Consider the following 21,963-nt stretch of genomic DNA (forward strand, 5'->3'; position numbering starts at 1 on the left):
CGTGGTTATTTCTTGTCCTTGATGAGGTCGTGCAGCTTCTCGGTGCCGGTAATCGTCAGTGGGGTTGGAGGATCGGTCAGCGCGAAGGACATTGTCACCACGTGGCCCTTCTTGACGGCCTTGAGCTCCTTGGCTCCCTTGAAGGACAGGAAAGTCGGCTCCACCTTCGACATCGCGCCATCGCCAGCCAAGAGCACGATCCACTCCGGATTCTTGTGCAGTAGGTCCTCCATCGTGGTATCGAAGACCCGCGTGGTGTTGGAGTGGTACATATTGCGCAGACCGTTGGCGGCAAACATTGGCTCAATCATGCTCGACGAGCCGTAGGTATAGAACTCGGTGCTACCCGGGGTGATGTATAGGGCGACGGCATCGGCCTTGGCCCCGGGTGCGGTCTGCTTCTGGATTCTGGAGATCTTGTCGTCGAGGTTTTTGTTGACCTGGTTGGCCTTAGCCGGGACGTTAAAAATCTGTCCGACCTTGGTCACCTCGTCCTTGACCTGGGAGAAGGAGGCGGGGGCGGGTGGTTTCTTATCGGTGCACATGGCGTCGGTGCTGTACATCTTGACGCCGGATTTGCGCAGGGCGTTACGATCGACGCCCGTGTCGTAACCGATGACGAGATCAGCATGCTGGTTGAGAACCGTCTCGGTGGACAACTTGACGCCACCCGTGTTCAGTTGCTGTGAGGCGATCGTCGGGATGGCCTTGAGTTTGGCGAGGGTCTTGGCGTCGTAGGCCCCCTCCTTGATCTGCCCGGCCCGGGCGACCACGTGGTCGAGCACACCGAGGGCATTCATCGTGGAGGCGTCGGTGTCGCCCATCATGATGACCCGCTTAGGTGGATCGGTGAAAGTGAGTTTTTCATTGCAACTCATGACGGTGCGGCCTGCCGTCGAGGTGGAAGGGCGCTCGGTTGACGATCCCGCACAGGCAGCCATGGTCAACAGACACAGACCGGTAAGTGTTGCCGCGGTGGCGCGTGCCCCGGGGCGGTGGATGAGCGATGGTGACATAGTATTCTCCTTCATTGTTGGGGTGGATTGAACAAGAGGTGGATGCGACCGTTGTGAGTGATCCGCTCGACGTTGACCCGGTAGACCTCGGAGAGTAGATCGGGGTGCAGAACCTCCTCACATGGGCCGGATGCAACCAAGCGCCCCTTATCGAGAAGTACCAACTGGTCGGCTACCCGGGCCGCTAGGTTGAGGTCGTGCAGCACGATGATAGTGGTGGCGTCGATGGTGTGGACGAGGTCAAGTAGGGCGAACTGGTAGCCGATATCGAGGTGGTTGGTGGGCTCGTCGAGCAGTAGGTGACCAGCTTGTTGGGCGATGGCTCGGGCGATGAGAACACGCTGACGTTCCCCGCCCGAGAGCTGGGTGACGAGGCGACACGCCAAGCTGGTGAGATCAGTACGTGCCAGGGCGTCATTGACGATGCCGCGGTCGGTTGTGTCCCCATATCCCATGAGGGAGCGGTGGGGGAGCCGTCCCAAGGCAACGGTGTCGCGGACTGTCAATGGCAGGGCCTGATCAGGGCTTTGCGCCACGACGGCTATCTCACGGGCTATTTCACGACGACTCATTGCGGACACGTCGCGGTCGCTGACTGTGATTCGTCCAGAGCAGACAGTGACGTTGCGGTACAGGGCTGACAGTAGGGTGGATTTGCCCGCACCATTGGGGCCGACGATCCCAACCGTCATACCTTGATTCGCGGACAGATCGACGCTGTCGAGGACAACTCGCTGTCCGCGACGAACAATTAAGTCAGAGGCGGCGATCATGCCAGCGTCCCCCTTCTCACCAGGATCAGCAGGAACGGAGCACCGAGGAGACCGGTGATGACGCCGATCGGCAGTTCCGCCGGGCTAAAGACAGTTCGGGAGAAGGTATCGGCCCACACCAGAAAGATCGCGGCGGTAATTGCCGAGGATGCGACCAGCCGACGATGCCCATGGCCGATAAAGGATCGCATGAGGTGCGGGATGACCAGGCCGACGAATCCGATCCCACCCGAGATCGCCACAGCCATCGCCACTCCCGCCGAGACTGGGATGAGGAGCAGGACGCGTATCAGCGCTGGGTCGAGCCCTACCGCAATGGCGGTGGAATCGCCGGATGCCAAGGCGTCGAGCCACGGTGCACAGACCCACAGCAGTATCGCAAGCGCAGCAGCCACGACAATGCTCGTCCATCCCTGGGCCCAACTCGCGCGGGAGAGGTCACCGAGGGTCCAGAACATCACCGCTCGGGCGGTCTCAGGGGAGTCCGAGGAGAAAATGATGAAGTTGGTGGCGGCCTGGAACACGAACCCCACTGCGAGACCGGCGAGGATGAGTCGTAGGGTCGACGAGTTCCGTCCGCCTCCCATGAACAACACGATGGCTGTGGACAGCAACGCTCCAAGGAAGGCTATACCGGCTACACCGAAGGACGATGAGATGCCGATGAGGATGATCGCGGCGGCGGCTCCACACGATGCCCCGGCGCTGACGCCGAGGACATAGGGTTCAGCAAGGGGGTTGCGTACCACCGCCTGAAGGGTGACACCAGATACACCGAGGATTGCTCCCACTCCTAGACCAGTGACGATTCGGGGCATCCTGTTCTGCCACACGATGGCGTCAGTGATGGAGTCCCACGTCAAGTGCACCGGAATGCCGCAATGGTCAGCGAGTACTCCCAGGACTTGGTCGATAGGTACAGGGGCGGCACCAAAAGCAATGGACAACACCGGGGTGAGGACGAGCAGGGTCGCTAACAGTGAAAAACGCGCCGGTATACGGCGGTGATGCGATCGAGCCAAGGAAGCCGTCCTCGTCAGGGCCGAGTCGCGCGGCCTTCGGGTAGATGCGGTCCGAGAGATTTTCGGACTCGGCATCATCCGAACGGGCGCCTTCCCGGGTTGTCCCAGTGGTCGTCTGCCTGTTCATCCGCCTTACCGCTGCGCGTCAGTCCTCGATTTGCACGAGATTCCCTACGTCGGACGGCGTCAGCTTAGCATCGCTTCACAGTGGGTTTTCGAGAGGCTCACATTCCTGGACTGTCCTGTCTCCAATACCCCATAAGGCGATGTGGCGCCGGTTAACGCCGTGATCGTCGACGAGAGTTCGACGCAGTCGACGCACCATGGAAGACTGCCCGGCGATCCACGAGTGAGAACTAAGGGGGGCTTTCCCACCGCACGTCGTCTAGACCCTCTTCGGGGAACCCTGCTGACACTTCGGCAGCGGAAATCGTTTGGGGTGGTCCCGGATGGCCTCGACCAGTCGATCCCCGCTGCCTGGATTGTTCTAGCCAACTGATCCGAGTCGCTGACTCGTCTCCGATGGCGAGGGTATTAAGGCGACGGGAATTAGTCAGTAGTACCAGCAGCCCAGGTGCTAAAGCGACGGTAAGGATGCCGGATCGGTCGCTCAGTATAACTTCAGGAAATACGTCATTATCAATGGCCGGGGCTCTTGATTCGTGACTCAGCCGAAGCGGCCCGAAATGTAATCTTCGGTAGCCTTCTCCTTCGGGTTAGAGAAGATCTTGTCAGTGGAGTCAATCTCAACGAGATGGCCTGGTTCTCCCTGCGCCTTCAGGTTGAAGAAGGCGGTCTGATCAGAGACACGGGCAGCTTGCTGCATGTTGTGGGTCACGATCACCACGGTGAAGCGCTCCTTGAGTTCCCCGACGAGATCCTCGATGGCCAAGGTCGAGATCGGATCCAGGGCCGAGCAGGGCTCGTCCATGAGCAGGACCTCGGGTTCGACGGCGATGGCGCGCGCGATGCACAGACGCTGTTGCTGGCCGCCGGACAAGGAAGCGCCGGAACGGTCCAGACGATCCTTGACCTCGCCCCACAGGTTGGCACCGCGCAGTGATTTCTCGCAGGCTTCGTCAAGGAGCTTGTTGTCCCGCACACCGTTGAGCCTCAGCCCAGCCACGACGTTGTCACGGATAGACATCGCCGGGAAAGGGTTCGCCCGCTGGAAAACCATGCCAACATTGCGTCGCACAGCGACCGGGTCGACATTCTTGCCGTATAGGTCAACGCCGTCGAGCTCCACCTTGCCGGTGCAGTAGGCGCCTGGAATGACCTCGTGCATACGATTGAGGGTCCGCAACACTGTCGATTTGCCACATCCGGATGGGCCAATGAAGGCTGTGACCGTGCGGGGTTCGACCGTCAGATTTACCGACTCAACGGCGTGGAAGGAGCCGTAGTAGATATTGAGGTCCTTGACCTCGATCCGTTTTGCCATATTCAGCTCACTTTCGTGTCACTTGCCCATGCGACGCATGTAGCGGCGGGAGATCCCACGGGCAATGAGGTTGAAGCCCATGACGAGGATGATCAGGGTAATTGCAGCTCCCCACACCACCGGAGTATCGACGCCACCTTGGGTGTAGGCGTTAGTGATGACGGTTGGCAGAGTTGCGAAGTTCGGCGTCGACGGATTGAAGGTCAACTCGGTGTTGAACTGTACTAACACGATGAGCGGAGCCGTCTCGCCCATGACCCGAGCTAGGCCCAGCACAATACCGGTGAGGATGCCGGTCATGGAGGTTGGCAAGACGACCCTCATGATCGTTTTCCATTTGGAAACGCCCAAGGCGAAGGAGGCCTCACGCAAAGAGTCTGGCACCAGTTTGAGCATCTCCTCGGTCGATCGCAGCACTGTCGGAATCATGAGGATCATGAGGGCCAGCGAGGAGGCCCACGCGGACTGGGCGCCACCGAAGGTGGTAACGACCACGGCGAAGACGAAGAGGGCTGCGACGATTGATGGCACACCGGTCAGCACGTCGACAGCGAAGCTGATGGCCTTGGCGATCTTAGTTCCACGTGCGTACTCGACCAGGAAGATGGCGGTCAGCAGGGCGATCGGAACTGAGATGATCGACGTAAGAAGGCCGATTTCGAGGGTTCCGACGATGGCGTGAATGGCACCCTGCTTGGCCAACTCGAAGGAGGGATCCATCGAGTGGGTCCACCACGACACGTGGAACAGTGATCCGATGCCGCGCCGGATTGCCGCGGAGAGTAGCCAGACCAGTGGTATGACGGCGAGCAGAGTGGCCACGATCATGAAGACCGAGGCGCAGCCGCTCGTGGTGGTCCGCTTGCCGGACGGGCGGGAGAGGTCCAGTTGTCCTGCCTCGGGCGTGTCGTCGCCGTGACGAGCGATGTGGTCAGGGGTGGTCGCGCTCATCGCTTAACTCCCTGCGCCGCGATCAACCGGGCAGCCGCGTTGACCACGAAGGTAATGACGAACAGGGCCAAAGCCGACGCCACGAGGGCACCCAGCGAGGTGGGATCGCTAATGGCCTCGGAAAAGTTACCGGCGATCTTAGACGCGAAGGTCTCGCCACCAACGAAGATCGACAGGTCGAGGTTCTGTTTAAGGGCCATGGGGCTAATCGTCTGCAGAATTAGGGTGACGGCCAGGGTCTCGCCGAGGGCGCGGCCCAGACCCAACATGGCTCCCGAAATGATGCCGGACCGCGAGTGAGGGAGCACCGCGAGCTTGATGACCTCCCAGCGCGTCGATCCGAGGGCCAGCGCAGCCTCAATCTGGTCGTGAGGTGTTTGGGCCATAACGTCGCGGCTGACGGCAGTGACGATCGGCAGAATCATGATAGCTAGGACGAGGCTGGCGAGGTAGATCGTTCCGGTGGCCGAGGACCACGACGGGTCCTCGGAAAAGATCGGAATCCAGCCGAGAACTTTGATTAAGGCCTCGCGTAGACCGTTGACGACGGCCGAGGATCCGAAGACGATACCGCCCCACAGACCGAAGACTATCGAGGGGACCGCAGCCAGCAGATCAACGATGAAGGCGACCGGGCTAGCAAGCTTCTTGGGTGCGAGTTGGGTGATAAACAGGGCGATGCCCACCGAGAGTGGCACTGCGATGAGTAGGGCAAGCAGAGACGAGATGACTGTCGTCCAAAGCAGGGCCTGGATACCGAAGGCCGGCGGGTTCTGATCCGTCGTCCAAGCTCGGGACGTGAAGAAATTATCGGTGTTAGCCGACAATGTCGGGGCTGCCGTCTTAATGAGAAAGACGAACATGAGGATGACGATAATGGCCAGGGCTACGGCGATAACCGACGAAGCACCAGCGAAAATTGTGTCCCCAACCCTAGACACCGGCTTCATGCAGGATGCCGCCGTGGGTTTCCGCTGTGCCGTCGATGTGGTTTCAGCCATGGACTTCCTTCGTCGCGATCATGGTCGTGTTCTGGTGAGGGGCGGGAAGACGACCGGCGTCCTCCCGCCCCGGCAGAGATTCGATCAGGAGAGAGCCTGGGCAGAACCCAGAACCTTTGAAGCGACGTCGGAGGGCAGCGGAGCGTAACCGAGGTCCTGGATCTTCTTCTGCTCCTTCTTAGAGGCATAGAAGGACAGGAAGTCCTTGAGGAGGGCAGTCTTGGCGGAGTCTTGGCCCTTGGAACAGGCGATCTCGTAGGTTACAAGGACGGCCGGGTACACGCCCGTCTGGGTGTTCTTGTACTGAAGCTCGAGCTGCAGGTCATTACCCTGGCCGACAACCTTAGCCGCGGAGACGGCCTTACCAGCGGACTCACTGGTCAGTTTAACCGGGCCATTGCCGTTGTCGATGGCAGCCATGTCGAGGCTGTTTTTCGTGGCGTAGGACCACTCGTCGTACGAGATCGAGTTCTTGGTGCTCTTGACGGCCTGCGCGATGCCAGCCGACTTGTCGGCCCCCTTTCCGGCACCCTTCCATGCCTTAGAGTGCTTTTCAGTCCAGATGTCACCGGCCGCTTTGTTGAGGAACTTGGTGAAGTTGTCGGTCGTGCCCGACTCGTCCTTGCGGTAGAACACTTCGATCTGGGCCGACGGCAGCTTGGCTTTCGGGTTCTCTTTTTTGATGGTGTCGTCGTTCCAGTTCTTGATGGTTCCGGAGAAGATCTTGGCGAGGGTCGGGGTAGAGAGAGCCAGATCTTTGACGCCGTCGACGTTGTAGACCACGGCAATTGGGCCGGCAGCCATCGGGAGATGCCATGGGTCGGCGTTGCAGCGCTGCCTGGCCTTATCGGGTTCACCCTTGTCAGGATTGAGAACGGAGTCAGAGCCAGCCCAGTCGGTCTGCTTGCCGATGAAGGACTTCACGCCGGCGCCGGAGCCGGTGGGGGAGTAGTTGATGGTTGCCGAGGAACAGGCGGCCTTGTAATCGGAAATGACTTGATTGATGGCGTTCAACTGAGCCGAGGAACCAGCACCGGAAATACTGCCACCGGGGCAGGCGGGCTTGAACGAGGCAGCGTCAGCCGAGGAAACGCTGGACTGCGCAGCGGAGGACGAGGTAGAACTGGAGCCCTTGTCCCCATTGGCTCCACAAGCGGTGAGGGAGATGGCGCTGATAGCAGCCAGAGCAGTGATTTTGGCGAAACGATTCGTCACGGCGCATCCTTCTCTGAGTGATGTCGTCCTGGAGCCGCAGTTGCGGTCCCTGGTACAGGAATGACGCTAGGGTTTGAAAGTGTCGCAAGGATCGCGTCAAGGTGAACGCAACGTGAACACCGTCGTCACCCTGACTGAAGAAAATCGCCTAAGACGCGGTTTGTGACCTGCTGGTTAGTACCGTGACGAGTACCATTCTTGGCGAACCGTACGTCCCGCTTCATCCAGGTGAACAATCAGGCATTCCGCAGTTGACATGGGGTGATTCGCCCCACCAAGAGCTTCTCGCATCGTCGGCAGCACAGGACGATGACCACAAATGGCGATTGGTTGGGTAGGGTCAGCCAGTGCGCGGCCAATAACTTTTCTCATAGCTGACACCGTCTTGCGGGGGTTCGCTTCGTGTACCTCCTCGCTCAGAGCATCGAGTCCGGTGATTTCGACCTCAATGGTGTCGGCATACGGCTGAAGGGTTTGCATACATCGCGTCGATGACGAGCTCGCAAGACGGGTCACCCCAAAAGCGCTCAGCAAGTTGGCTAAGGCCTTGGCTTGACGGCGACCACGCCTTTCCAAGGGGCGTGTGGCGTCTTTGCCGTGTCTCTTGCGGGAGTTCCACTCTTTGCGGGAGACAGCTTTGCCATGACGTACCAGGATGACCGTTGACGTCGTCGGCAAGTCGAGAGCCTCCCCTAGCACCTGGGCGTCGGTGGGATAAGTGAGGTGCCCAAGGGCCTGGTCAGTCGGCATCCAGAAGGCGCCATCGATCTCCTCCGGGCTGGCTGTGGCATCCTCGATGGACCCTCCGATGTCGACCCCTAGCCACCACGAGACGACCTTAGCCCGCGACTTTGGCTTGCCGTTACGTGTGAGATATCTGACGGTGTACTCGATGGGTTGCAGGGGTATCGTCAACCGGATGTTGATGCCGGTTTCTTCGGCGACTTCGCGCACTGCCGTGGTGGGAAGGTCCTCGCCAGGCGCGAGTTTTCCCTTGGGCAGGGAGAGATCGTCATAAGCGGGACGATGAACGACGAGCACCTCGCGGGCTCCGTCGTCACCGTCGCGCAGCACGACGGCGCCAGCTGCCTGGATAGGGCCCTTGTGTCCTCCCAACTCGGTTTCACCGCCTCTTATCGCGAGTGCGTCGGATGAGTTCCTCTTGGAAGTCAGTCAGGGGGATGCCATCCGGTCCGCGCGAGACCTCGGTCCAGGTGCGATCCTGCAGGTGCCACGACACCGTATCCGGGTCGAAGGCCATGTCGAACATCTCTTCAACCTCCGTTACATGCTGTTTGTTGGACAAGCCAACAAGGGCTTCAACGCGGCGGTCCAGGTTGCGGTGCATGAGATCAGCTGAGCCGATTGCCACCATCGGGCGGCCGCCATTGGCGAACCAGAAGATGCGAGAGTGTTCCAGGAACCGTCCTAGGATGGAAATGACCCGGATGTTCTCGCTCAGCCCGGGAACCCCTGGTCTGATGGAGCAAATACCACGCACCCACAGGTCCACCGGAACACCGGCGCGGGAAGCGCGGTAAAGGGCGTCAATGACGCGCTCATCAACGATGGAGTTGACCTTGATTCGTACTGCGGCAGGCAACCCGGCCTTCTTGTTCTCAATCTCACGCTCAATCGCCTCGATGATGCCGCTCCGGATGCCCTCTGGGGCTACTAGGAGACGGCGGTAGCGCTTCTCGGCTGTCATCCCGGACAGGTGATTGAACAACCTCGCGACGTCCTCGGTGATGATCGGGTTCGACGTCAACAGGCCGAGATCCTCGTACTGGCGGGCGGTCTTGGGATTGTAATTGCCGGTGCCGATGTGTGCGTAACGTCGCAGCCCCTCACCCTCGTCGCGGATGGCCATCGCGAGTTTGCAGTGGGTCTTGAGCCCCACCATGCCGTAGACGACATGGACGCCGGCACGCTCTAGTACCCGCGCCCAGGTGATATTGGCCTGCTCGTCGAACCGGGCCTTGATTTCCACAACGGCCAGCACCTGTTTACCAGCTTCGGCGGCGTCAACCAGGGCGTCGATGATGGGGGAGTCTCCCGAGGTGCGGTAGAGAGTCTGCTTGATGGCTAGCACTTGCGGGTCGGCGGCGGCCTGCTCGGTGAACCTCTGAACGCTGGTGGCGAAAGAGTCGTACGGGTGGTGGACGAGAACGTCACGCCGTCGGATCGCCGCGAACATGTCGGCCGGGCGTGCTGTTTCCACCTCGGCCAGATGCGGATGCGTAATGGGCAGGAAGTTCGGGTACGAGAGATCGTCACGGTCGACGTCGGCAAGGGAGAACAACCCGGTAAGATCCAGCGGGGCAGGAAGCTGGAAGACCTCCTTGTCTTTGATGTCGAGTTCACGGGTGAGTAGGGCGAGCATCTCGTCGGTGATGTCGTCCTGCACTTCCAGCCGTACCGGGGGACGACCCACCTTGCGACGAAGAAGCTCCTTCTCTAACGCGAAGAGCAGGTTTTCGGCGTCATCCTCTTCGACCTCGAGGTCCTCGTTTCGAGTAACGCGGAAAGTGGTGTGCTGTAGTACGTGCATGCCGGTGAACAGCTGGTCGAGGTGACGGCTGATGATCTCCTCTAGCGGAAGGAACCGTCCCTCGCCCAGGTTGACCAGTCGGGGCAGCACCGACGGTACCTTGACCCGGGCGAACTGCTCTGCCCCAGTGATGGGATTCGCCAGCATGACGGCCAGGTTGATCGACAGGCCACGAATGTACGGGAAGGGATGGGATGGATCGACGGCTAGGGGAGTGAGGATGGGGAAGATCCGCTCTGAGAACAAGGTGCGCATGCGGCCCTTTTCGTCATCGGACAACTCGGCCCAACGCAGGATCTCGATTCCCTCAGCCGCCAGCTCCGGTCGTACTTCCTCGGCGAACACCCGGGATTGCTCGGAAACCAGGTCATGAGTACGGGCCAGAATGGCGTCATGAAGCTCACGCGGCAGCATTCCGGCGACGGAGGGGACGGCAACCCCAGCGTCGATCCGGCGTTTGAGACCGGCGACTCGCACCATGAAGAACTCGTCAAGGTTGGACGAGAAAATGGCCAGAAACTTCGCTCTCTCGAGCAGAGGGATGCGCTCGGCGTCCCGGGCAAGATCCAGCACCCGTTCGTTGAAGGCGAGCCATGATAGCTCGCGATCGCTGTAGCGACCCTTCGGCAACTCCTCAGGAGAAGCCGGGGAGGCCCCGGGGGTGGGCTTCTTGGCCATGGACATACTCCTTGGAGGTTCGTCCGCCCACCATTGGGTGGGCGTAGCTGCATTTAATCTATCGGAAGGAACCCGCTCGCAGGGTGTACGACTTCCATGTCTCCCCGTACCGTCCGAATGAATTCACCGTTCCGCCTGGAATCGGTAGCCCACCGACCGCACCGTTTGGATGTGGCCCTCGTACTCCGGTCCGACTTTGGCGCGCAGGCGGCGGATATGGACGTCCACGGTCCGGGTGCCTCCGTAGTAGTCGTAGCCCCACACGTCCGACAACAGTAGGTCTCGGGTGAGCACTCTGCCAGGGTGCCCGACGAGGTACTTCAGTAACTCGAACTCAGTGTAGGTGAGGTTAAGATCTTTGCCCCCGACACTCGCTGTGTACCCGTCCTCGTCGACGGTGAACGGCCCGGCGACGAGTTGATTGGTGACTTGTACTGTAAACAGACAGCGAAGTCGAGTCTCGGCCTCTAACGGAGTTGCGGAATCACACAGGAAGTCGTCCATTCCCCAGTCGGGGCTGATGACTGAGAGGGTGTCGGGGCCAGCCAGCAGCAGGACCGGCACCCGTCTCTCGTGACAGGACAGCTGAAGACAAGCTTCGCGAGCCCTGGTGGGTTCGTCGTGGCAGTCGACCAACACGACGTCGACTCCCTCCAGATGAGATATGCACTCCTGTAAATCGTCGTAGCGAGAGATGCTGTGCGGTAGTAGTTCCAAAGCCTGAGGCAGCGGGGCGTCCAACGGGCCCAGCAAGGACAGTCGTGCCATCCAGATGCCCTCCCCTGCTGAAATCGCGTTGCCCGAGGTCGTGTCGCTAACGATGCCGCATCCCATCATCCCACGGGCGACCGAGCCGTCTCACGATATCGGCACTACGATCTGTGCCGTGACGAGGATGCCTGACGAGTGGTTCCGTCCGGACGACGATGGGTCCGGGCCGAACGAACCCTGCCCGGCTGAGCGCGTTGCAGAGATCCCAGATAGCGAGGATCCGCACCTTCGTCATGAGGACGCCGGGGATAGTCCGATCTCCTCAACGACTAGCAGCTTGATTCGCGTCGTTACTGACGATGCTGGGCCTAGTGTGGTGGTCGGACGTGCCCACGCCACCGGTGCCTCGACATCCTCAGGTGGCCGACATTTCCCAGTCTGGATCCTGATAGTCACGGCGGCACTAGTCGTCGGACTGGTGCTGGGAACCTTCATCACCCAGTCCCGTGATAGCACCGGTATAGTGCGGGTCACCCCAAGAGCCTTGGTGTCAGCATCCACCGCTGCGGCGGATATGCCATATCAGGGGCGGGTCAAAGCAATCGGCGGTGTGAGAGCAACGGCATCGTGTGTGTCCGACCCTGCAGTCGATTCTGAGCATAAGCTGGTTCGCTATGACGCTGAGTTCATCGTCGATGACAAGCCGGAGACGGCGTGGCGGTGCAACGGCTCTGGGGAAGGACAGCAAATTACCCTCACCCTGACTCACCCCTCCCGGATCGTTGGTGTGGGGATGATCAACGGCTACGCGAAGGCCTTCGGCGACGTCGACCTCTACCCGCAATATCGCCGGGTGCGCACGGTGCGCTGGACGATGCCTGACGGGACCTGGTTCAACCAGGACTTCACCGACGACGATCAAGATCTACAGAAGGTCATGATCCCCCCACGCACTGTCAAAGGGGACATCACCCTCACTATCATCGCGACGACCCAACCGGGTCTGCTCGGCGAGCCCACCCGGGACTCGGTTCTCATCTCGACAGTGCAGTTGTACGAGGAGTCCTGAACTGTGTGGATTGGTCAGCGCCAGTCGTCGGTGTCGATGAGGATCGTCATCGGGCCGTCGTTGACCAGGCCCACTTTCATGTCGGCACCGAAGATCCCGGTCTCGACGTGCGCTCCCAAGCTGCGTAGATGGGTCACGAAGTGGTCCACCAACGGCTCGGAAACCGAGCCGGGAGCCGCAGCGCTCCAGGAGGGACGGCGTCCCTTACGGGTACTGGCATAGAGGGTGAACTGGCTGACGACGAGCAGCGGGGCATCGAGATCACTGGCAGATTTCTCGTCCGCCAGGATGCGCAGCCTCCAGATCTTTTCGGCGAGTTTCTCGGCGTCGGTGGCGGTGTCTGTGCTGGTGACTCCGATGAGCACCACCAGCCCCGGGCTGGTTAGCGTCCCGACTGTTGTGTTGTCGACGATGACCTCGGCACTGGTTGCTCTCTGGATGACGACTCGCACAAACCTCGAGTCTACGCAATCAACCTCGTAGGGTTGAGGTGTGGCTGTGACGGATCTTGTGGTTTTGGTGACTGTTGCGGTGGTGGGGGCTGTCGTACCCCTGGCCGCTGTGGTGCGTTGTCTGATTTCCGCATGGGGGAGGTGAGTGAGTTGCCATTCAAGATGAACTTTCGCAACGGGGGATCGTCCCGGGGTTGGGTCGTACTTTCTGGATTTCTTCTTGCCTATATCTTGATCAATGTGGTCATGGGCATCGCATGGTTCGTGCAGTTGATCGACGTCTCGGATCGCGTTGGCGGGCAACTTTCCGTGACCCTTCCCATCTTGATGGTCGGCATCAATGTCGCAGCGATCTTCGTTGGTCTGTACAGCATGGCAAGGAAGCGTCTTTCCTGAGCCGACGTGCTGTTGCTGCCGAGGATGCCGCTGACGAGATCTGCTTGTCCTGGCATGATCGTTGCTTGGCGTCGTGGCTGCATGGGCTACATCGCATAGAATCGTCGTTGAGGTCACGCTGCACATGGGAACGTCCCAGATGCGCCTACCTCGCCCATTCAACCGCGACCCGACACGAGGACCCATGCCCTTTCAGATTCCTGATGACCTGAATCGTGATCTCATGCCCCTAGCTTGGATGATCGGCCACTGGGAGGGTGAGGGACGAGGGAACACCCCGGACGACGGTGAGTTCGGTTTCGGATGCCAGGTCGATTTCACTGAAAACGGCGGGGACTACTTGCACTACATCTGCCAGATGTTCACCATGAATCCTGACGGCACCCCGGTCGCCCCGTTGCGCATGGAGACCGGCTTCTGGCGTCCCAACGTCGACACCCGCAAGGTTGACGTGTTGATGGCCGCCCCGGAGGGATGGGCCGAAGTGTGGACCGGCACCATCGACGGTGCCAAAATCGAGTTGGTCACCGATGCTGTGGCCCGTACCGAGGACGCCCTGGTCTCCTACACCGGTGGGCAACGTCTTTATGGTCAGGTCGAAGGCGATCTGCTGTGGACCTTCGACCGAGCCACTGCCGACGCCCCCCTACAACCCTACATGTGGGCCCGCCTCAAGAGGTCCTGAGATGTCCGATCCGGTATTGCTGACCGGCGGCCCGGACGTCGGTTTGGTTTCCCACATTGGGAACCCGATAGCCGAGCAGCGCCTGATGGTCGACGGAGGTGGGAGCATCGAGTTGTCTAATCGTGAGGTGCTGGCGGTCTCCGGCGTCGACCGGCTGGGCTGGTTGCATTCCTTGACCTCGCAGTTCCTCGACGACATAGAACCGGGACGCACCACGACGAGCCTCGTCCTGTCGCCGACTGGTCACGTTAAGCACGTCTTGCACGGCGTCGATGACGGCCAGACCTTCTGGGCGTGGACGGAGCCGGGCCGTGGGGCTTGCCTGGCGGCATGGCTGGACTCAATGCGTTTCATGATGCGGGTCGACGTCGAGCTGCGCCCGGATATGACCATCCGATGGGTCGGTCATGACGTTGCCGTTTCTGAGGGCGTAGTCCTTGACTCAGAGGTGGCCGGGGGGCGTGAGGTGATCTTGCCCGATGACTCCGTGGCTTTCAGCGCCGTCGAGCCGGTTGGGGTGCTGGCCTGGGAGGCGTTGCGGATTGCTGCCGGCGTTCCGCGGATTGGGTTAGATACCGACGATCGAACTATCCCCAATGAGATTGGTCTCTATGGCACCCATTTGGATAAGGGGTGTTACCGCGGCCAGGAGACAGTCGCCCGGGTTCACAATCTGGGGCGCCCGCCGCGTCGGCTTACTCTGTTGCAGCTCGACGGTTCCCGCGCTGAGCTCCCCGAGGTCGGTGCCGAGATCCACGCTGGTGGGCGTCGGGTCGGGGCCATGGGCTCGTCCGCCAACCATTACGTCGACGGTCCGATCGGGCTGGCCCTGGTGCGGCGTGGTGTCGACGTCGGTCTGGAGCTAGAGGTCGACGGGATTACGGCGGGTCAGCAGCCGCTCGTTGATCCCGAAGTTGGCCTGCACGTCCGCCCGGTAGTGTGAGCCTGTGCCCCAACAGGGTCGAGGAGGAAGCACGTGAAGAAGGATTATTTCAACCGCACCCAGAAACTGGTGACGGTCCTCGTTGACGTCATCGTCTTCGTGGCCGGCATTGTTCTGTCATTCTGGATGCGTTTCGGAATGGTCATTCCACAACGGAACCTGGACGACGGAAAAGCTGCGCTCACAGCGTCGGTTATTGCGTTCTTGATTATCAATGTCTTGTCTGGCGTTTATGTCCTGTACAATAAGACGCTGTTGGACATAGGAATCATTACGGTTGTCGACCAGATCATGGTGACGATCGTCATTATGGCGTTGACCTTCTTTGGACGATGGTTTGCCTTCCCGCGTTCAGTTCTCCTCATCAACTTGGTTGTTGGCATTGTCTTACTCCTCGTGTGGCGCAGCGTCGAGGTTGCAGCCTATCGACGTCTACGAGGGGCTAAACGGGTGATGCTGCTTGGCCCGCCAGAGATGCTCAACCGGGCCGTCATGAATTACATGGCGAATAAAGCGACCCGTCATCGTCTTACCCATGTGGTGCGTGGCCATTACCTGGAGCAGATTCGATCTCATATCGACGAATTTGATACCGCCCACGTTTCTGATGATATTCCTTCTTCTGAGCGAGTCGCGATTTATGATCTGCTACTAAGCGAGGACAAGGAAATCTTCATGTCCACCTCGTTTGAGCATATGATGCTTATCAATCCGACAATAATGTCGATTGAAGACGAGACGATTATTGCCGCGAGTCCGTTTAAGATTCCGGCGGAAATGGATATTGTCAAGAGGTTCTTTGACATCTTGTTGTCGTTGATCGCTCTGGTTATCGCCTCGCCAATCATGATCGTTACCGCGATCTTGGTGAAGGCTAGTTCGCCCGGCCCGGTGTTCTACCGCCAGACCCGCATCACCAAGGACGGACGCGAGTTCAAGATCCTCAAGTTCCGGTCCATGGGTGTGACGGCCGAGAAGGAGTCCGGCCCTATGCTGGCCACCAGTAATGACCCGCGCGTCACCCCAGTCGGCAAATACCTGCGTAGCCTGCGCATCGACGAGATCCCGCAGCTCATCAACGTGCTCATCGGTGACATGTCGATCGTCGGTCCTCGCCCGGAACGGCCCTTTTTCGTCGACCAGTTTCAGGAACAGAACGCTCACTACACGTTGCGGCACAACGTGCGCGCCGGCATCACCGGGTACGCGCAAGTTTACGGAAAGTACGCTTCAGACTTCGCCGCCAAGCTCAATTTCGACCTCATCTACATCAAGCAGTACTCGCTTATCCTTGACGTTAAGATCATGATCCAGACGATCAAGATCCTCTTCGATAAGGTCTCCTCGCGAGGAGTTGACGAGATAACCGAGCCTGACGAGAACGTCCACCTGCCCGCGGAAGTCCAGCAGCTGGATTGACGGGTCGCAGCCCTTCGGAATCAGGACTCGCGGGCCACCTTGTACTGGGCAGCCTGGGCGCGAGGACGGACGATCATTCGATCAATATTGACGTGGCTGGGCAGGCCAGAAATCCAACGCACGCATTCGGCGATGTCCGCGGCGACCAGGGGAGAGTCGACCCCTTGATAGACCTTGTCAGCTTTAGCCTGGTCACCATGAAAACGTACCAGCGAGAATTCCTCGGTGTGCACCATGCCAGGGCTTACCTCGCACACCCGCACTGGATGGCCACACAGTTCTAGGCGCAGGGCCTCGACGACAGCTCTTTCGCCAGATTTGGCGGCACAGTATCCGGCGCCGCCCTCGTAGCCCCACTCAGCGGCGGTGGAAGTGATGGTGACGATGGTGCCTTCAGCAATTTCGAGTGCGGGCAAGAGGGCCTTCGTGACTCGCCCCATACCTAGCACGTTGGTCTGGTACATCGTCATCCAGGCATCGAGGTCAGCCGCGGCGACGGGTTCCTGACCGACGGCGCCACCAGCATTATTGACGAGGAGGTCAACTTTGCCGCCGACAGTCTCGACGAGATTGGATACAGACTTGTCGCTCGTCACGTCGCAGACCACGGCCTGCCCACCAATATTGGCGGAGAGCGGTTCGATGCGCTCGATTCGGCGGGCCGCACAGATGACGTGCCAGCCATCGCCCGCTAGAGCGCGGGCCGTGGCCGCGCCAATTCCCGAACTTGCTCCTGTCACCACTGCAGTCTTAGTCATGGGCCCCATTGTGCTCCTACAGGGAGCATGCTAAAGCCCCGTCTCCGGGGCCTTAGCATATTCAATGTCGGATCAAGCCTGCGTCAGCTGACGAGAACCTCGACACTCGGATCAGCTAGCCCCAAGGCGGCCTTGCGAGCCTCTTCCGGGCTGCAAGCGGCCAGAGCGGCCTCGGCGATCTGGTGGCACTGTTCCAAACTGTGGCAGGACAGGGCCGCCTTGACAGCGGTGATCTTGCCGGCGGCCATCGAAAGTGAACGGACCCCGACACCCACGAGGACCAAGGCCAACAAAGGATCACCGGCAGCCTCTCCGCACACGCCAATAAGCCGTTCGCCAGCTCCATCACAGGTGGCCTTGACTAACTGAATGACGGCAGGCTGCCATGGCGTCAAAAGTTCGGCCAACTCGCCCTGTAGACGGTCAGCGGCCATCGCGTACTGGGTTAGGTCGTTGGTGCCAATGGAGGCAAAGTCCACCGACTCCAGCACTTGGGATGACCGTAGTGCCGTCGAGGGTACCTCGACCATGATGCCCACGGTCTTGATACCGGCGGCACGGGCACGAGACGAGAACCACTCGGCCTCTGCCTTGGTGGCGACCATCGGGGCCATCACGTATGGGTTACGGCCTGTCTGCTCGGCAGCCTTAGCGAGTGCCTCCAGCTGAGTATCGATGAGGTCGGTGCGCACCTGGGACAGTCGCAAACCGCGACGCCCCAGGGCGGGGTTTTCCTCAGGGCCCAGGTCGGCGAAAGCCAACGGTTTGTCCGCCCCGGCGTCCAGGGTACGGAAAACAACCTTGGCGCCTTTATCGAAGGTCATAAGTACGGTGGTGTACGCCTCAGTTTGCTCCGTAACGGTGGGGGCATCCTGGCGGTCCAAGAAGAGGAATTCGGTGCGGAACAGGCCGACTCCTTCAGCACCTTTCTTCTTCGCCGTGGGGGCGTCGGAAGGGCTGCCAATGTTGGCGAGCACGAGGATGCGCTCACCGTCAGACAGCGTGGCGTCACCCTCGGGGGCTGATGCCAGCACCTCGGCGCGACGATTGGCACGCTCAGTGAGCTCGGCGACGGCTGCCTCATCAGGCTCAACAAGGACCGTGCCTGTGACACCGTCAAGGGCCAGTCGGGTGCCGTCGTCAATGGCCCGAGCCTCACTACACCTCACTACAGCGGGAATGCCGATCTGAGAGGCCAGGATCGCGGTATGGCTCGTCGGGCCGCCAGCTGCGGTGATGAGACCATGGACCAACTCAGGGTTGAGGGTCGCGGTGTCAGCAGGGGCGAGATCTTCCGCGACAAGGATTACTGGCGAATCAAAAGAGGGAACACCTGGCTCAGGCAGTCCCTGCATGACGGCGACTGCGCGGTCGCGGACGTTGCGCAAGTCGGTGACGCGTTCGGCAAGGTAACCACCCGCGGCACTCAGCTGAGCGCAGAAATCGTCGAAGGCTGCCCACAGTGTGTGGGCCGGGCCATGTCCGTCAGATAGGTGGGACTTAACGCTGGTAAGCAACCCAGGATCGCGAGCCATCATGGCAGTGGCCTGCAGTACCGCAAGGGCCGATGGGTCGGCGTGAAGGGAGCGCTCATCAAGACGATCAGCAACCTTGCTGAGGGCGGCCTCAACCTTGGCTAAGTCTTCTTCTGCGCCGTGACTGGGATCTGAAGCGGGCAGTCCGGGGGCAGGGGAGACGACAAGCGCGTGGGCTTGTCCGACTCCTGCCGAGACCCCGAGCCCCGAGAGGGTCCGCATGGGGTCAGGCCTCCGGGTCGGTCTGCAGGTTCGCGACGAGGGCATCGAGCACCTCGTTGGCGTTGTCGCCCTCCGCAGTCAGTTCGACGGTCTCGCCGTGCTTGGCTCCGAGCCCCATCACCGACAGAATCGAGCGGGCGTCTACTGGCTCTTCGCCAGGGCGTCCGATTTTGACGGCCAGGCCGGATTTTGACGCTGCCTGAACGAACATGGCTGCGGGACGGGCGTGCAGGCCGCTCTCGGCTGCGATGGTGGTAGTGCGACTCGGCATGATTGCCTCCTTGGTGGGGTGAAAATGTCAGGGTCGACGATAGCCGACTGCGCGATGATACGACGTGGTGGGTCGGGGCCGATAGAGTGCGAACCATGGTTGATGAGCACACCCCGCCCGTTGTCGCGGTTGTCGTCGCAGCCGGTTTGGGGGCACGGTTCGGGGGCCCCGTTCCCAAGCAAGTTACTTCGCTGGCCGGAAAGGCCGTCGTCGCCGTCGCAGTTGAATCCCTAGCCGCAGGCGGTTGTGACGAAGCCGTTGTCGTGGTGAAGGAGGGTATGCACAACCACTTGCAGCTTGCCCTGGCCGCATCTCCGATCCCGGTTCACTTCGTGACCGGAGGGGACACCCGTCAAGACTCGGTGCGCAATGGGCTGCGATACATCGCCGGTGATGAGCATCTCAGCCAGGCCACCACCGTTCTCATTCATGACGCCGTCCGCCCGTTGGTGCCCGCCTACATCGTCGAAGACGTCATTGACACCGTCGAGGCCGGAGCTGTCGCGGTGACCCCTGTCGTTGAGGTCACCGACACCATTCGGCAGATTGACGACGAGGGGTCCCGCGTCATCGACCGTTCCGCTCTTCGCGCGGTCCAAACTCCGCAGGGATTCGACCGCGCCGTCATCACCGAGTGCCATGAGCAGCTGTCCCGCGATGGAGGCACGGTGACCGATGACATTTCCTGTTGTGAGCGTTACGGACACCGCGCCACCCTGGTGGAGGGTTCCCGGATGGCGCTCAAGATCACTGAGCCGGTCGATCTCGACATCGCCGAGGTCCTGGCCAAAGCCGCGGCTGGGGCCGGTCACCATTCCGGCCGTCGCGTCGGTCGGATGTTGCGGGCCATCGCCCCGAACAATGTCGTCGACAAGTTGGGCCACGGGGGCAAGGAGTGATGGAAATTCGGACCGGGATCGGGACCGACGTCCATCAGCTGAGCGACGGCGTGCCGATGCACGTTGCTGGTCTTCACTTCCCTGACGAGAAGGTCGGTCTGGCCGGTCATTCTGACGGAGACGTCGCCTGCCACGCTATATGCGACGCGCTGTTATCGGCGAGCGGGCTGGGTGACGTCGGGTCAGTGTTCGGCACCGCAGATCCGCAGTGGGCCGGGGCGGCTGGAGTCGCCCTACTGAGCCATGTCGTAGCTCTCGTCACTGCTGAAGGATGGACGATCCAGAACGCTGCGGTGCAAGTTGTTGGTCAGAGACCACGTATGGCTGCTCGCAGGGCCGAGGCGGAAGCCACCCTGTCACAAACTGTCGGGGCTCCCGTATCGGTGTCGGCGACGACAACCGATCACTTGGGGTTTACCGGACGCGGCGAGGGGGTGGCGGCGATTGCGTCAGCCCTTGTTACTCGAGGGCTCAAAGGAGAGGATGGCTTCCTGATCCGGTAGCTGCGGCTGTGGCCCGGACAGCTTGATAGCCCCAGCAAGTAGAGATTGGTCGGGCGAGTTGAAGTACAACACGACATGACCGAGATCGCTGAGGTTTGAGGTTGCGGCTTCTCCGACCTCATCGATGGTGTAAGTAGTGCCAGCGAGATTGAGGATGTCTCCGGGGAGCAGGTTGCGTCGAGGGGCCAGCGGGGAGCGACCGCCGCGGTTGTGGACGACGCAGATATCAGACAAGGCATCAGGTACGGGCTCTCCGAACAGCACGATGACTCCGGTATCCAACATGTCTTGGGCACCTTTGTCGGTGCGGAGCACCATGGCATTCCATAATGTGCTGTACACAGTCGCCATGGCGGGCCCCCTAAGCTGGACGTTATGCCCCTGAGGGCACGGTAGCATCAATGTTCGTTTCTCAAGAGGCTATGAACGCGGGGGCACACCCCCACTGAACCGGGTAACAGGGGTGCGTTTAACATCGTGGAAGAATCCCTTGGTAGGCCACATCCAAGGGGCGATGAGGTTTCCCGGAGGAGGAGTGGTCACCATGATCGAGAAGAAGATTCTCGTCTGCTGCGGCACGGGCATCGCGACGTCCGTGCAGGTTGGCAACAAACTTCAGCGGTTGCTGCGTGAGCGCGGGGTCAACGCCTTGATGGAGCACTGCCGTGTTGCGGAGGTTCCGCGAGCGGTTGAGGAATTTAACCCTGACGCGATCGTCTCAACGACCGCAGTGAAGCAGCCCAACGAGAACGTCAAGATGTTCCGCGGCGTCGCCTTTCTCACGGGAGTTGATGAAGGACAGTTAGCAGACGAGCTTGCGGGCGCACTGAAATCTTGACGATTCTGTGACAAGCCTCAAAACATGAGAAACGGGGGTTCACTCAAAATGCGGTGAACCCCCGTTTTCGTAGTAAGTGATGAATCAGGAGGCGAGAACCTCGTCTAGCATCTCCTCGGCCTGGTCGTCCTCCACTCTCTTGGCGAGGGCTAGCTCGGATACCAGGATCTGACGAGCCTTTGAAAGCATCCGTTTCTCACCGGCCGACAGACCGCGGTCACGTTCGCGGCGCCACAGGTCACGGACGACCTCGGCAACCTTGAGAACATTGCCAGAATGGAGCTTCTCGAGGTTGGCCTTGTAACGACGAGACCAGTTAGACGGCTCCTCAACATTGGTCTTGCGAAGGATCTCGAAAACCTTCTCGAGACCCTCGTCGTCGACGACGTCACGAACGCCGACGAGGTCAAGATTGCTGGCAGGCACTCGCACAACCAAGTCGTTCTGTCCTAGAATCCTCAGAACGAGGTAAAGCTTTTCCTCGCCCTTAATAGTGCGAGTCTCGATGTCCTCGATCACGGCGGCACCGTGATTCGGGTAGACAACGGTTTCACCAACATTGAAAGTCATTTGTGCAACCCCTTTCAGGGTTAATTTTATCACATAAAAGC

The 21,963-nt window shown here is 60.3% G+C and carries 24 protein-coding genes, 1 pseudogene and 1 riboswitch; of the genes and pseudogenes, 8 read left to right on the forward strand and 17 right to left on the reverse strand.

Annotated features, from left to right (window positions below; genetic code table 11):
• Positions 1-5 precede the first annotated feature (5 nt).
• The 11 genes and pseudogenes from F1563_RS06870 to F1563_RS06925 form a co-directional block, all read right to left on the reverse strand.
• Entirely contained in the window at positions 6-1,016 is a 1,011-nt protein-coding gene (locus tag F1563_RS06870) for an ABC transporter substrate-binding protein (RefSeq protein ID WP_007433304.1), read from the reverse strand.
• Between the two features lie 11 nt (positions 1,017-1,027).
• A complete protein-coding gene (locus F1563_RS06880) occupies positions 1,028-1,789 on the reverse strand; it encodes an ABC transporter ATP-binding protein (protein ID WP_002528977.1) in 762 nt (253 codons plus the stop codon).
• Positions 1,786-2,811 carry a FecCD family ABC transporter permease gene (locus F1563_RS06885; RefSeq protein WP_007433305.1) on the reverse strand — a complete coding sequence of 342 codons (1,026 nt, stop codon included), beginning with the start codon at positions 2,809-2,811 and terminating at the stop codon, positions 1,786-1,788. Before F1563_RS06885 ends, F1563_RS06880 begins: the two co-directional genes overlap by 4 nt.
• Before the next feature lie 36 nt (positions 2,812-2,847).
• Positions 2,848-3,007, reverse strand: a riboswitch (cobalamin riboswitch).
• A 28-nt stretch (positions 3,008-3,035) separates the two neighbouring features.
• Positions 3,036-3,283, reverse strand: a pseudogene (locus F1563_RS13600) (SIP domain-containing protein); the annotation flags it as partial.
• 195 nt (positions 3,284-3,478) lie between these two features.
• The gene (gene pstB, locus F1563_RS06895) at positions 3,479-4,255 is read right to left on the reverse strand and encodes a phosphate ABC transporter ATP-binding protein PstB (RefSeq protein WP_002528973.1); all 777 of its coding nucleotides are present in this window, start codon (positions 4,253-4,255) and stop codon (positions 3,479-3,481) included.
• An 18-nt stretch (positions 4,256-4,273) separates the two neighbouring features.
• Entirely contained in the window at positions 4,274-5,206 is a 933-nt protein-coding gene (gene pstA / locus F1563_RS06900) for a phosphate ABC transporter permease PstA (RefSeq protein ID WP_002528972.1), read from the reverse strand.
• Positions 5,203-6,207, reverse strand: a complete 1,005-nt coding sequence (pstC, locus tag F1563_RS06905) for a phosphate ABC transporter permease subunit PstC (protein ID WP_069181710.1) — start codon at positions 6,205-6,207, stop codon at positions 5,203-5,205. Before pstC ends, pstA begins: the two co-directional genes overlap by 4 nt.
• Positions 6,208-6,291: 84 nt before the next feature.
• Positions 6,292-7,422, reverse strand: coding sequence for a phosphate ABC transporter substrate-binding protein PstS (gene pstS / locus F1563_RS06910; RefSeq protein WP_007433307.1), 1,131 nt, complete (start codon positions 7,420-7,422; stop codon positions 6,292-6,294).
• Between the two features lie 174 nt (positions 7,423-7,596).
• On the reverse strand, positions 7,597-8,538 hold the full coding sequence (locus F1563_RS06915) for an NUDIX hydrolase (protein ID WP_002528968.1): 942 nt from the start codon (positions 8,536-8,538) through the stop codon (positions 7,597-7,599).
• A 7-nt stretch (positions 8,539-8,545) separates the two neighbouring features.
• On the reverse strand, positions 8,546-10,651 hold the full coding sequence (locus tag F1563_RS06920) for an RNA degradosome polyphosphate kinase (protein ID WP_007433308.1): 2,106 nt from the start codon (positions 10,649-10,651) through the stop codon (positions 8,546-8,548).
• 123 nt (positions 10,652-10,774) lie between these two features.
• Positions 10,775-11,488: a winged helix-turn-helix transcriptional regulator gene (locus F1563_RS06925; RefSeq protein WP_002528966.1), complete on the reverse strand. Its 714-nt coding sequence runs from the start codon at positions 11,486-11,488 to the stop codon at positions 10,775-10,777.
• A 58-nt stretch (positions 11,489-11,546) separates the two neighbouring features.
• Here F1563_RS06925 and F1563_RS06930 point away from each other — a divergent pair, with 58 nt between their 5' ends.
• Complete coding sequence (locus F1563_RS06930; protein WP_002528965.1) at positions 11,547-12,431, forward strand: NADase-type glycan-binding domain-containing protein; 885 nt, start codon at positions 11,547-11,549, stop codon at positions 12,429-12,431.
• Positions 12,432-12,445: 14 nt separating this feature from the next.
• On the opposite strand, the gene dtd is transcribed toward F1563_RS06930, so the two are convergent.
• A complete protein-coding gene (gene dtd, locus F1563_RS06935; RefSeq protein WP_002528964.1) occupies positions 12,446-12,883 on the reverse strand; it encodes a D-aminoacyl-tRNA deacylase in 438 nt (145 codons plus the stop codon).
• Positions 12,884-13,015: 132 nt separating this feature from the next.
• Here dtd and F1563_RS06940 point away from each other — a divergent pair, with 132 nt between their 5' ends.
• From F1563_RS06940 to F1563_RS06955, 4 genes are all read left to right on the forward strand, one after another.
• Positions 13,016-13,279: a hypothetical protein gene (locus tag F1563_RS06940; protein WP_002528963.1), complete on the forward strand. Its 264-nt coding sequence runs from the start codon at positions 13,016-13,018 to the stop codon at positions 13,277-13,279.
• 184 nt (positions 13,280-13,463) lie between these two features.
• Entirely contained in the window at positions 13,464-13,964 is a 501-nt protein-coding gene (locus tag F1563_RS06945) for a nitrobindin family protein (protein WP_002546649.1), read from the forward strand.
• A gap of 1 nt (position 13,965) precedes the next feature.
• Positions 13,966-14,907 (forward strand): CAF17-like 4Fe-4S cluster assembly/insertion protein YgfZ, encoded by a 942-nt coding sequence (ygfZ, locus tag F1563_RS06950; RefSeq protein ID WP_002528961.1) that lies wholly within the window; start codon positions 13,966-13,968, stop codon positions 14,905-14,907.
• A gap of 33 nt (positions 14,908-14,940) precedes the next feature.
• The gene (locus tag F1563_RS06955; RefSeq protein WP_002528960.1) at positions 14,941-16,326 is read left to right on the forward strand and encodes a sugar transferase; all 1,386 of its coding nucleotides are present in this window, start codon (positions 14,941-14,943) and stop codon (positions 16,324-16,326) included.
• Positions 16,327-16,346: 20 nt separating this feature from the next.
• Here the strand turns inward: F1563_RS06955 and F1563_RS06960 are convergent, their stop codons facing one another.
• From F1563_RS06960 to F1563_RS06970, 3 genes are all read right to left on the reverse strand, one after another.
• Positions 16,347-17,084 (reverse strand): SDR family NAD(P)-dependent oxidoreductase, encoded by a 738-nt coding sequence (locus F1563_RS06960; protein ID WP_036958499.1) that lies wholly within the window; start codon positions 17,082-17,084, stop codon positions 16,347-16,349.
• A gap of 83 nt (positions 17,085-17,167) precedes the next feature.
• Positions 17,168-18,841, reverse strand: coding sequence for a phosphoenolpyruvate--protein phosphotransferase (gene ptsP, locus F1563_RS06965; RefSeq protein WP_002528958.1), 1,674 nt, complete (start codon positions 18,839-18,841; stop codon positions 17,168-17,170).
• A 4-nt stretch (positions 18,842-18,845) separates the two neighbouring features.
• Positions 18,846-19,112: an HPr family phosphocarrier protein gene (locus F1563_RS06970; RefSeq protein WP_002528957.1), complete on the reverse strand. Its 267-nt coding sequence runs from the start codon at positions 19,110-19,112 to the stop codon at positions 18,846-18,848.
• A 95-nt stretch (positions 19,113-19,207) separates the two neighbouring features.
• Here F1563_RS06970 and ispD point away from each other — a divergent pair, with 95 nt between their 5' ends.
• Both ispD and ispF read left to right on the forward strand, forming a co-directional pair.
• Positions 19,208-20,011, forward strand: a complete 804-nt coding sequence (gene ispD / locus F1563_RS06975; RefSeq protein WP_002528956.1) for a 2-C-methyl-D-erythritol 4-phosphate cytidylyltransferase — start codon at positions 19,208-19,210, stop codon at positions 20,009-20,011.
• Positions 20,011-20,514, forward strand: coding sequence for a 2-C-methyl-D-erythritol 2,4-cyclodiphosphate synthase (gene ispF, locus F1563_RS06980; RefSeq protein ID WP_002528955.1), 504 nt, complete (start codon positions 20,011-20,013; stop codon positions 20,512-20,514). The genes ispD and ispF overlap by 1 nt, the downstream gene beginning before the upstream one ends.
• Here ispF and F1563_RS06985 read toward each other — a convergent pair.
• Positions 20,461-20,865, reverse strand: a complete 405-nt coding sequence (locus F1563_RS06985; protein ID WP_172623613.1) for a PTS glucitol/sorbitol transporter subunit IIA — start codon at positions 20,863-20,865, stop codon at positions 20,461-20,463. The genes ispF and F1563_RS06985 overlap by 54 nt on opposite strands.
• A gap of 193 nt (positions 20,866-21,058) precedes the next feature.
• Here F1563_RS06985 and F1563_RS06990 point away from each other — a divergent pair, with 193 nt between their 5' ends.
• Positions 21,059-21,352 (forward strand): PTS sugar transporter subunit IIB, encoded by a 294-nt coding sequence (locus F1563_RS06990; protein ID WP_007433310.1) that lies wholly within the window; start codon positions 21,059-21,061, stop codon positions 21,350-21,352.
• Between the two features lie 84 nt (positions 21,353-21,436).
• Here the strand turns inward: F1563_RS06990 and F1563_RS06995 are convergent, their stop codons facing one another.
• Positions 21,437-21,922, reverse strand: coding sequence for a CarD family transcriptional regulator (locus tag F1563_RS06995; protein WP_007433311.1), 486 nt, complete (start codon positions 21,920-21,922; stop codon positions 21,437-21,439).
• Positions 21,923-21,963 lie beyond the last annotated feature (41 nt).

Source organism: Cutibacterium modestum (assembly GCF_008326345.1).
Taxonomy (GTDB): Bacteria; Actinomycetota; Actinomycetes; order Propionibacteriales; family Propionibacteriaceae; genus Cutibacterium; species Cutibacterium modestum.

Bases quoted from the DNA above. Each gene is read 5' to 3' on its own strand.
- F1563_RS06870 (WP_007433304.1), bottom strand. From the start codon at position 1,016: ATGTCACCATCGCTCATCCACCGCCCCGGGGCACGCGCCACCGCGGCA.
- F1563_RS06880 (WP_002528977.1), bottom strand. From the start codon at position 1,789: ATGATCGCCGCCTCTGACTTAATTGTTCGTCGCGGACAGCGAGTTGTC.
- pstB (WP_002528973.1), bottom strand. From the start codon at position 4,255: ATGGCAAAACGGATCGAGGTCAAGGACCTCAATATCTACTACGGCTCC.
- pstA (WP_002528972.1), bottom strand. From the start codon at position 5,206: ATGAGCGCGACCACCCCTGACCACATCGCTCGTCACGGCGACGACACG.
- pstC (WP_069181710.1), bottom strand. From the start codon at position 6,207: ATGGCTGAAACCACATCGACGGCACAGCGGAAACCCACGGCGGCATCC.
- F1563_RS06920 (WP_007433308.1), bottom strand. From the start codon at position 10,651: ATGGCCAAGAAGCCCACCCCCGGGGCCTCCCCGGCTTCTCCTGAGGAG.
- F1563_RS06925 (WP_002528966.1), bottom strand. From the start codon at position 11,488: ATGATGGGATGCGGCATCGTTAGCGACACGACCTCGGGCAACGCGATT.
- F1563_RS06930 (WP_002528965.1), top strand. From the start codon at position 11,547: ATGCCTGACGAGTGGTTCCGTCCGGACGACGATGGGTCCGGGCCGAAC.
- F1563_RS06940 (WP_002528963.1), top strand. From the start codon at position 13,016: ATGGGGGAGGTGAGTGAGTTGCCATTCAAGATGAACTTTCGCAACGGG.
- F1563_RS06945 (WP_002546649.1), top strand. From the start codon at position 13,464: ATGCCCTTTCAGATTCCTGATGACCTGAATCGTGATCTCATGCCCCTA.
- ygfZ (WP_002528961.1), top strand. From the start codon at position 13,966: ATGTCCGATCCGGTATTGCTGACCGGCGGCCCGGACGTCGGTTTGGTT.
- F1563_RS06960 (WP_036958499.1), bottom strand. From the start codon at position 17,084: ATGACTAAGACTGCAGTGGTGACAGGAGCAAGTTCGGGAATTGGCGCG.
- ptsP (WP_002528958.1), bottom strand. From the start codon at position 18,841: ATGCGGACCCTCTCGGGGCTCGGGGTCTCGGCAGGAGTCGGACAAGCC.
- F1563_RS06970 (WP_002528957.1), bottom strand. From the start codon at position 19,112: ATGCCGAGTCGCACTACCACCATCGCAGCCGAGAGCGGCCTGCACGCC.
- ispD (WP_002528956.1), top strand. From the start codon at position 19,208: ATGGTTGATGAGCACACCCCGCCCGTTGTCGCGGTTGTCGTCGCAGCC.
- ispF (WP_002528955.1), top strand. From the start codon at position 20,011: ATGGAAATTCGGACCGGGATCGGGACCGACGTCCATCAGCTGAGCGAC.
- F1563_RS06985 (WP_172623613.1), bottom strand. From the start codon at position 20,865: ATGGCGACTGTGTACAGCACATTATGGAATGCCATGGTGCTCCGCACC.
- F1563_RS06990 (WP_007433310.1), top strand. From the start codon at position 21,059: ATGATCGAGAAGAAGATTCTCGTCTGCTGCGGCACGGGCATCGCGACG.
- F1563_RS06995 (WP_007433311.1), bottom strand. From the start codon at position 21,922: ATGACTTTCAATGTTGGTGAAACCGTTGTCTACCCGAATCACGGTGCC.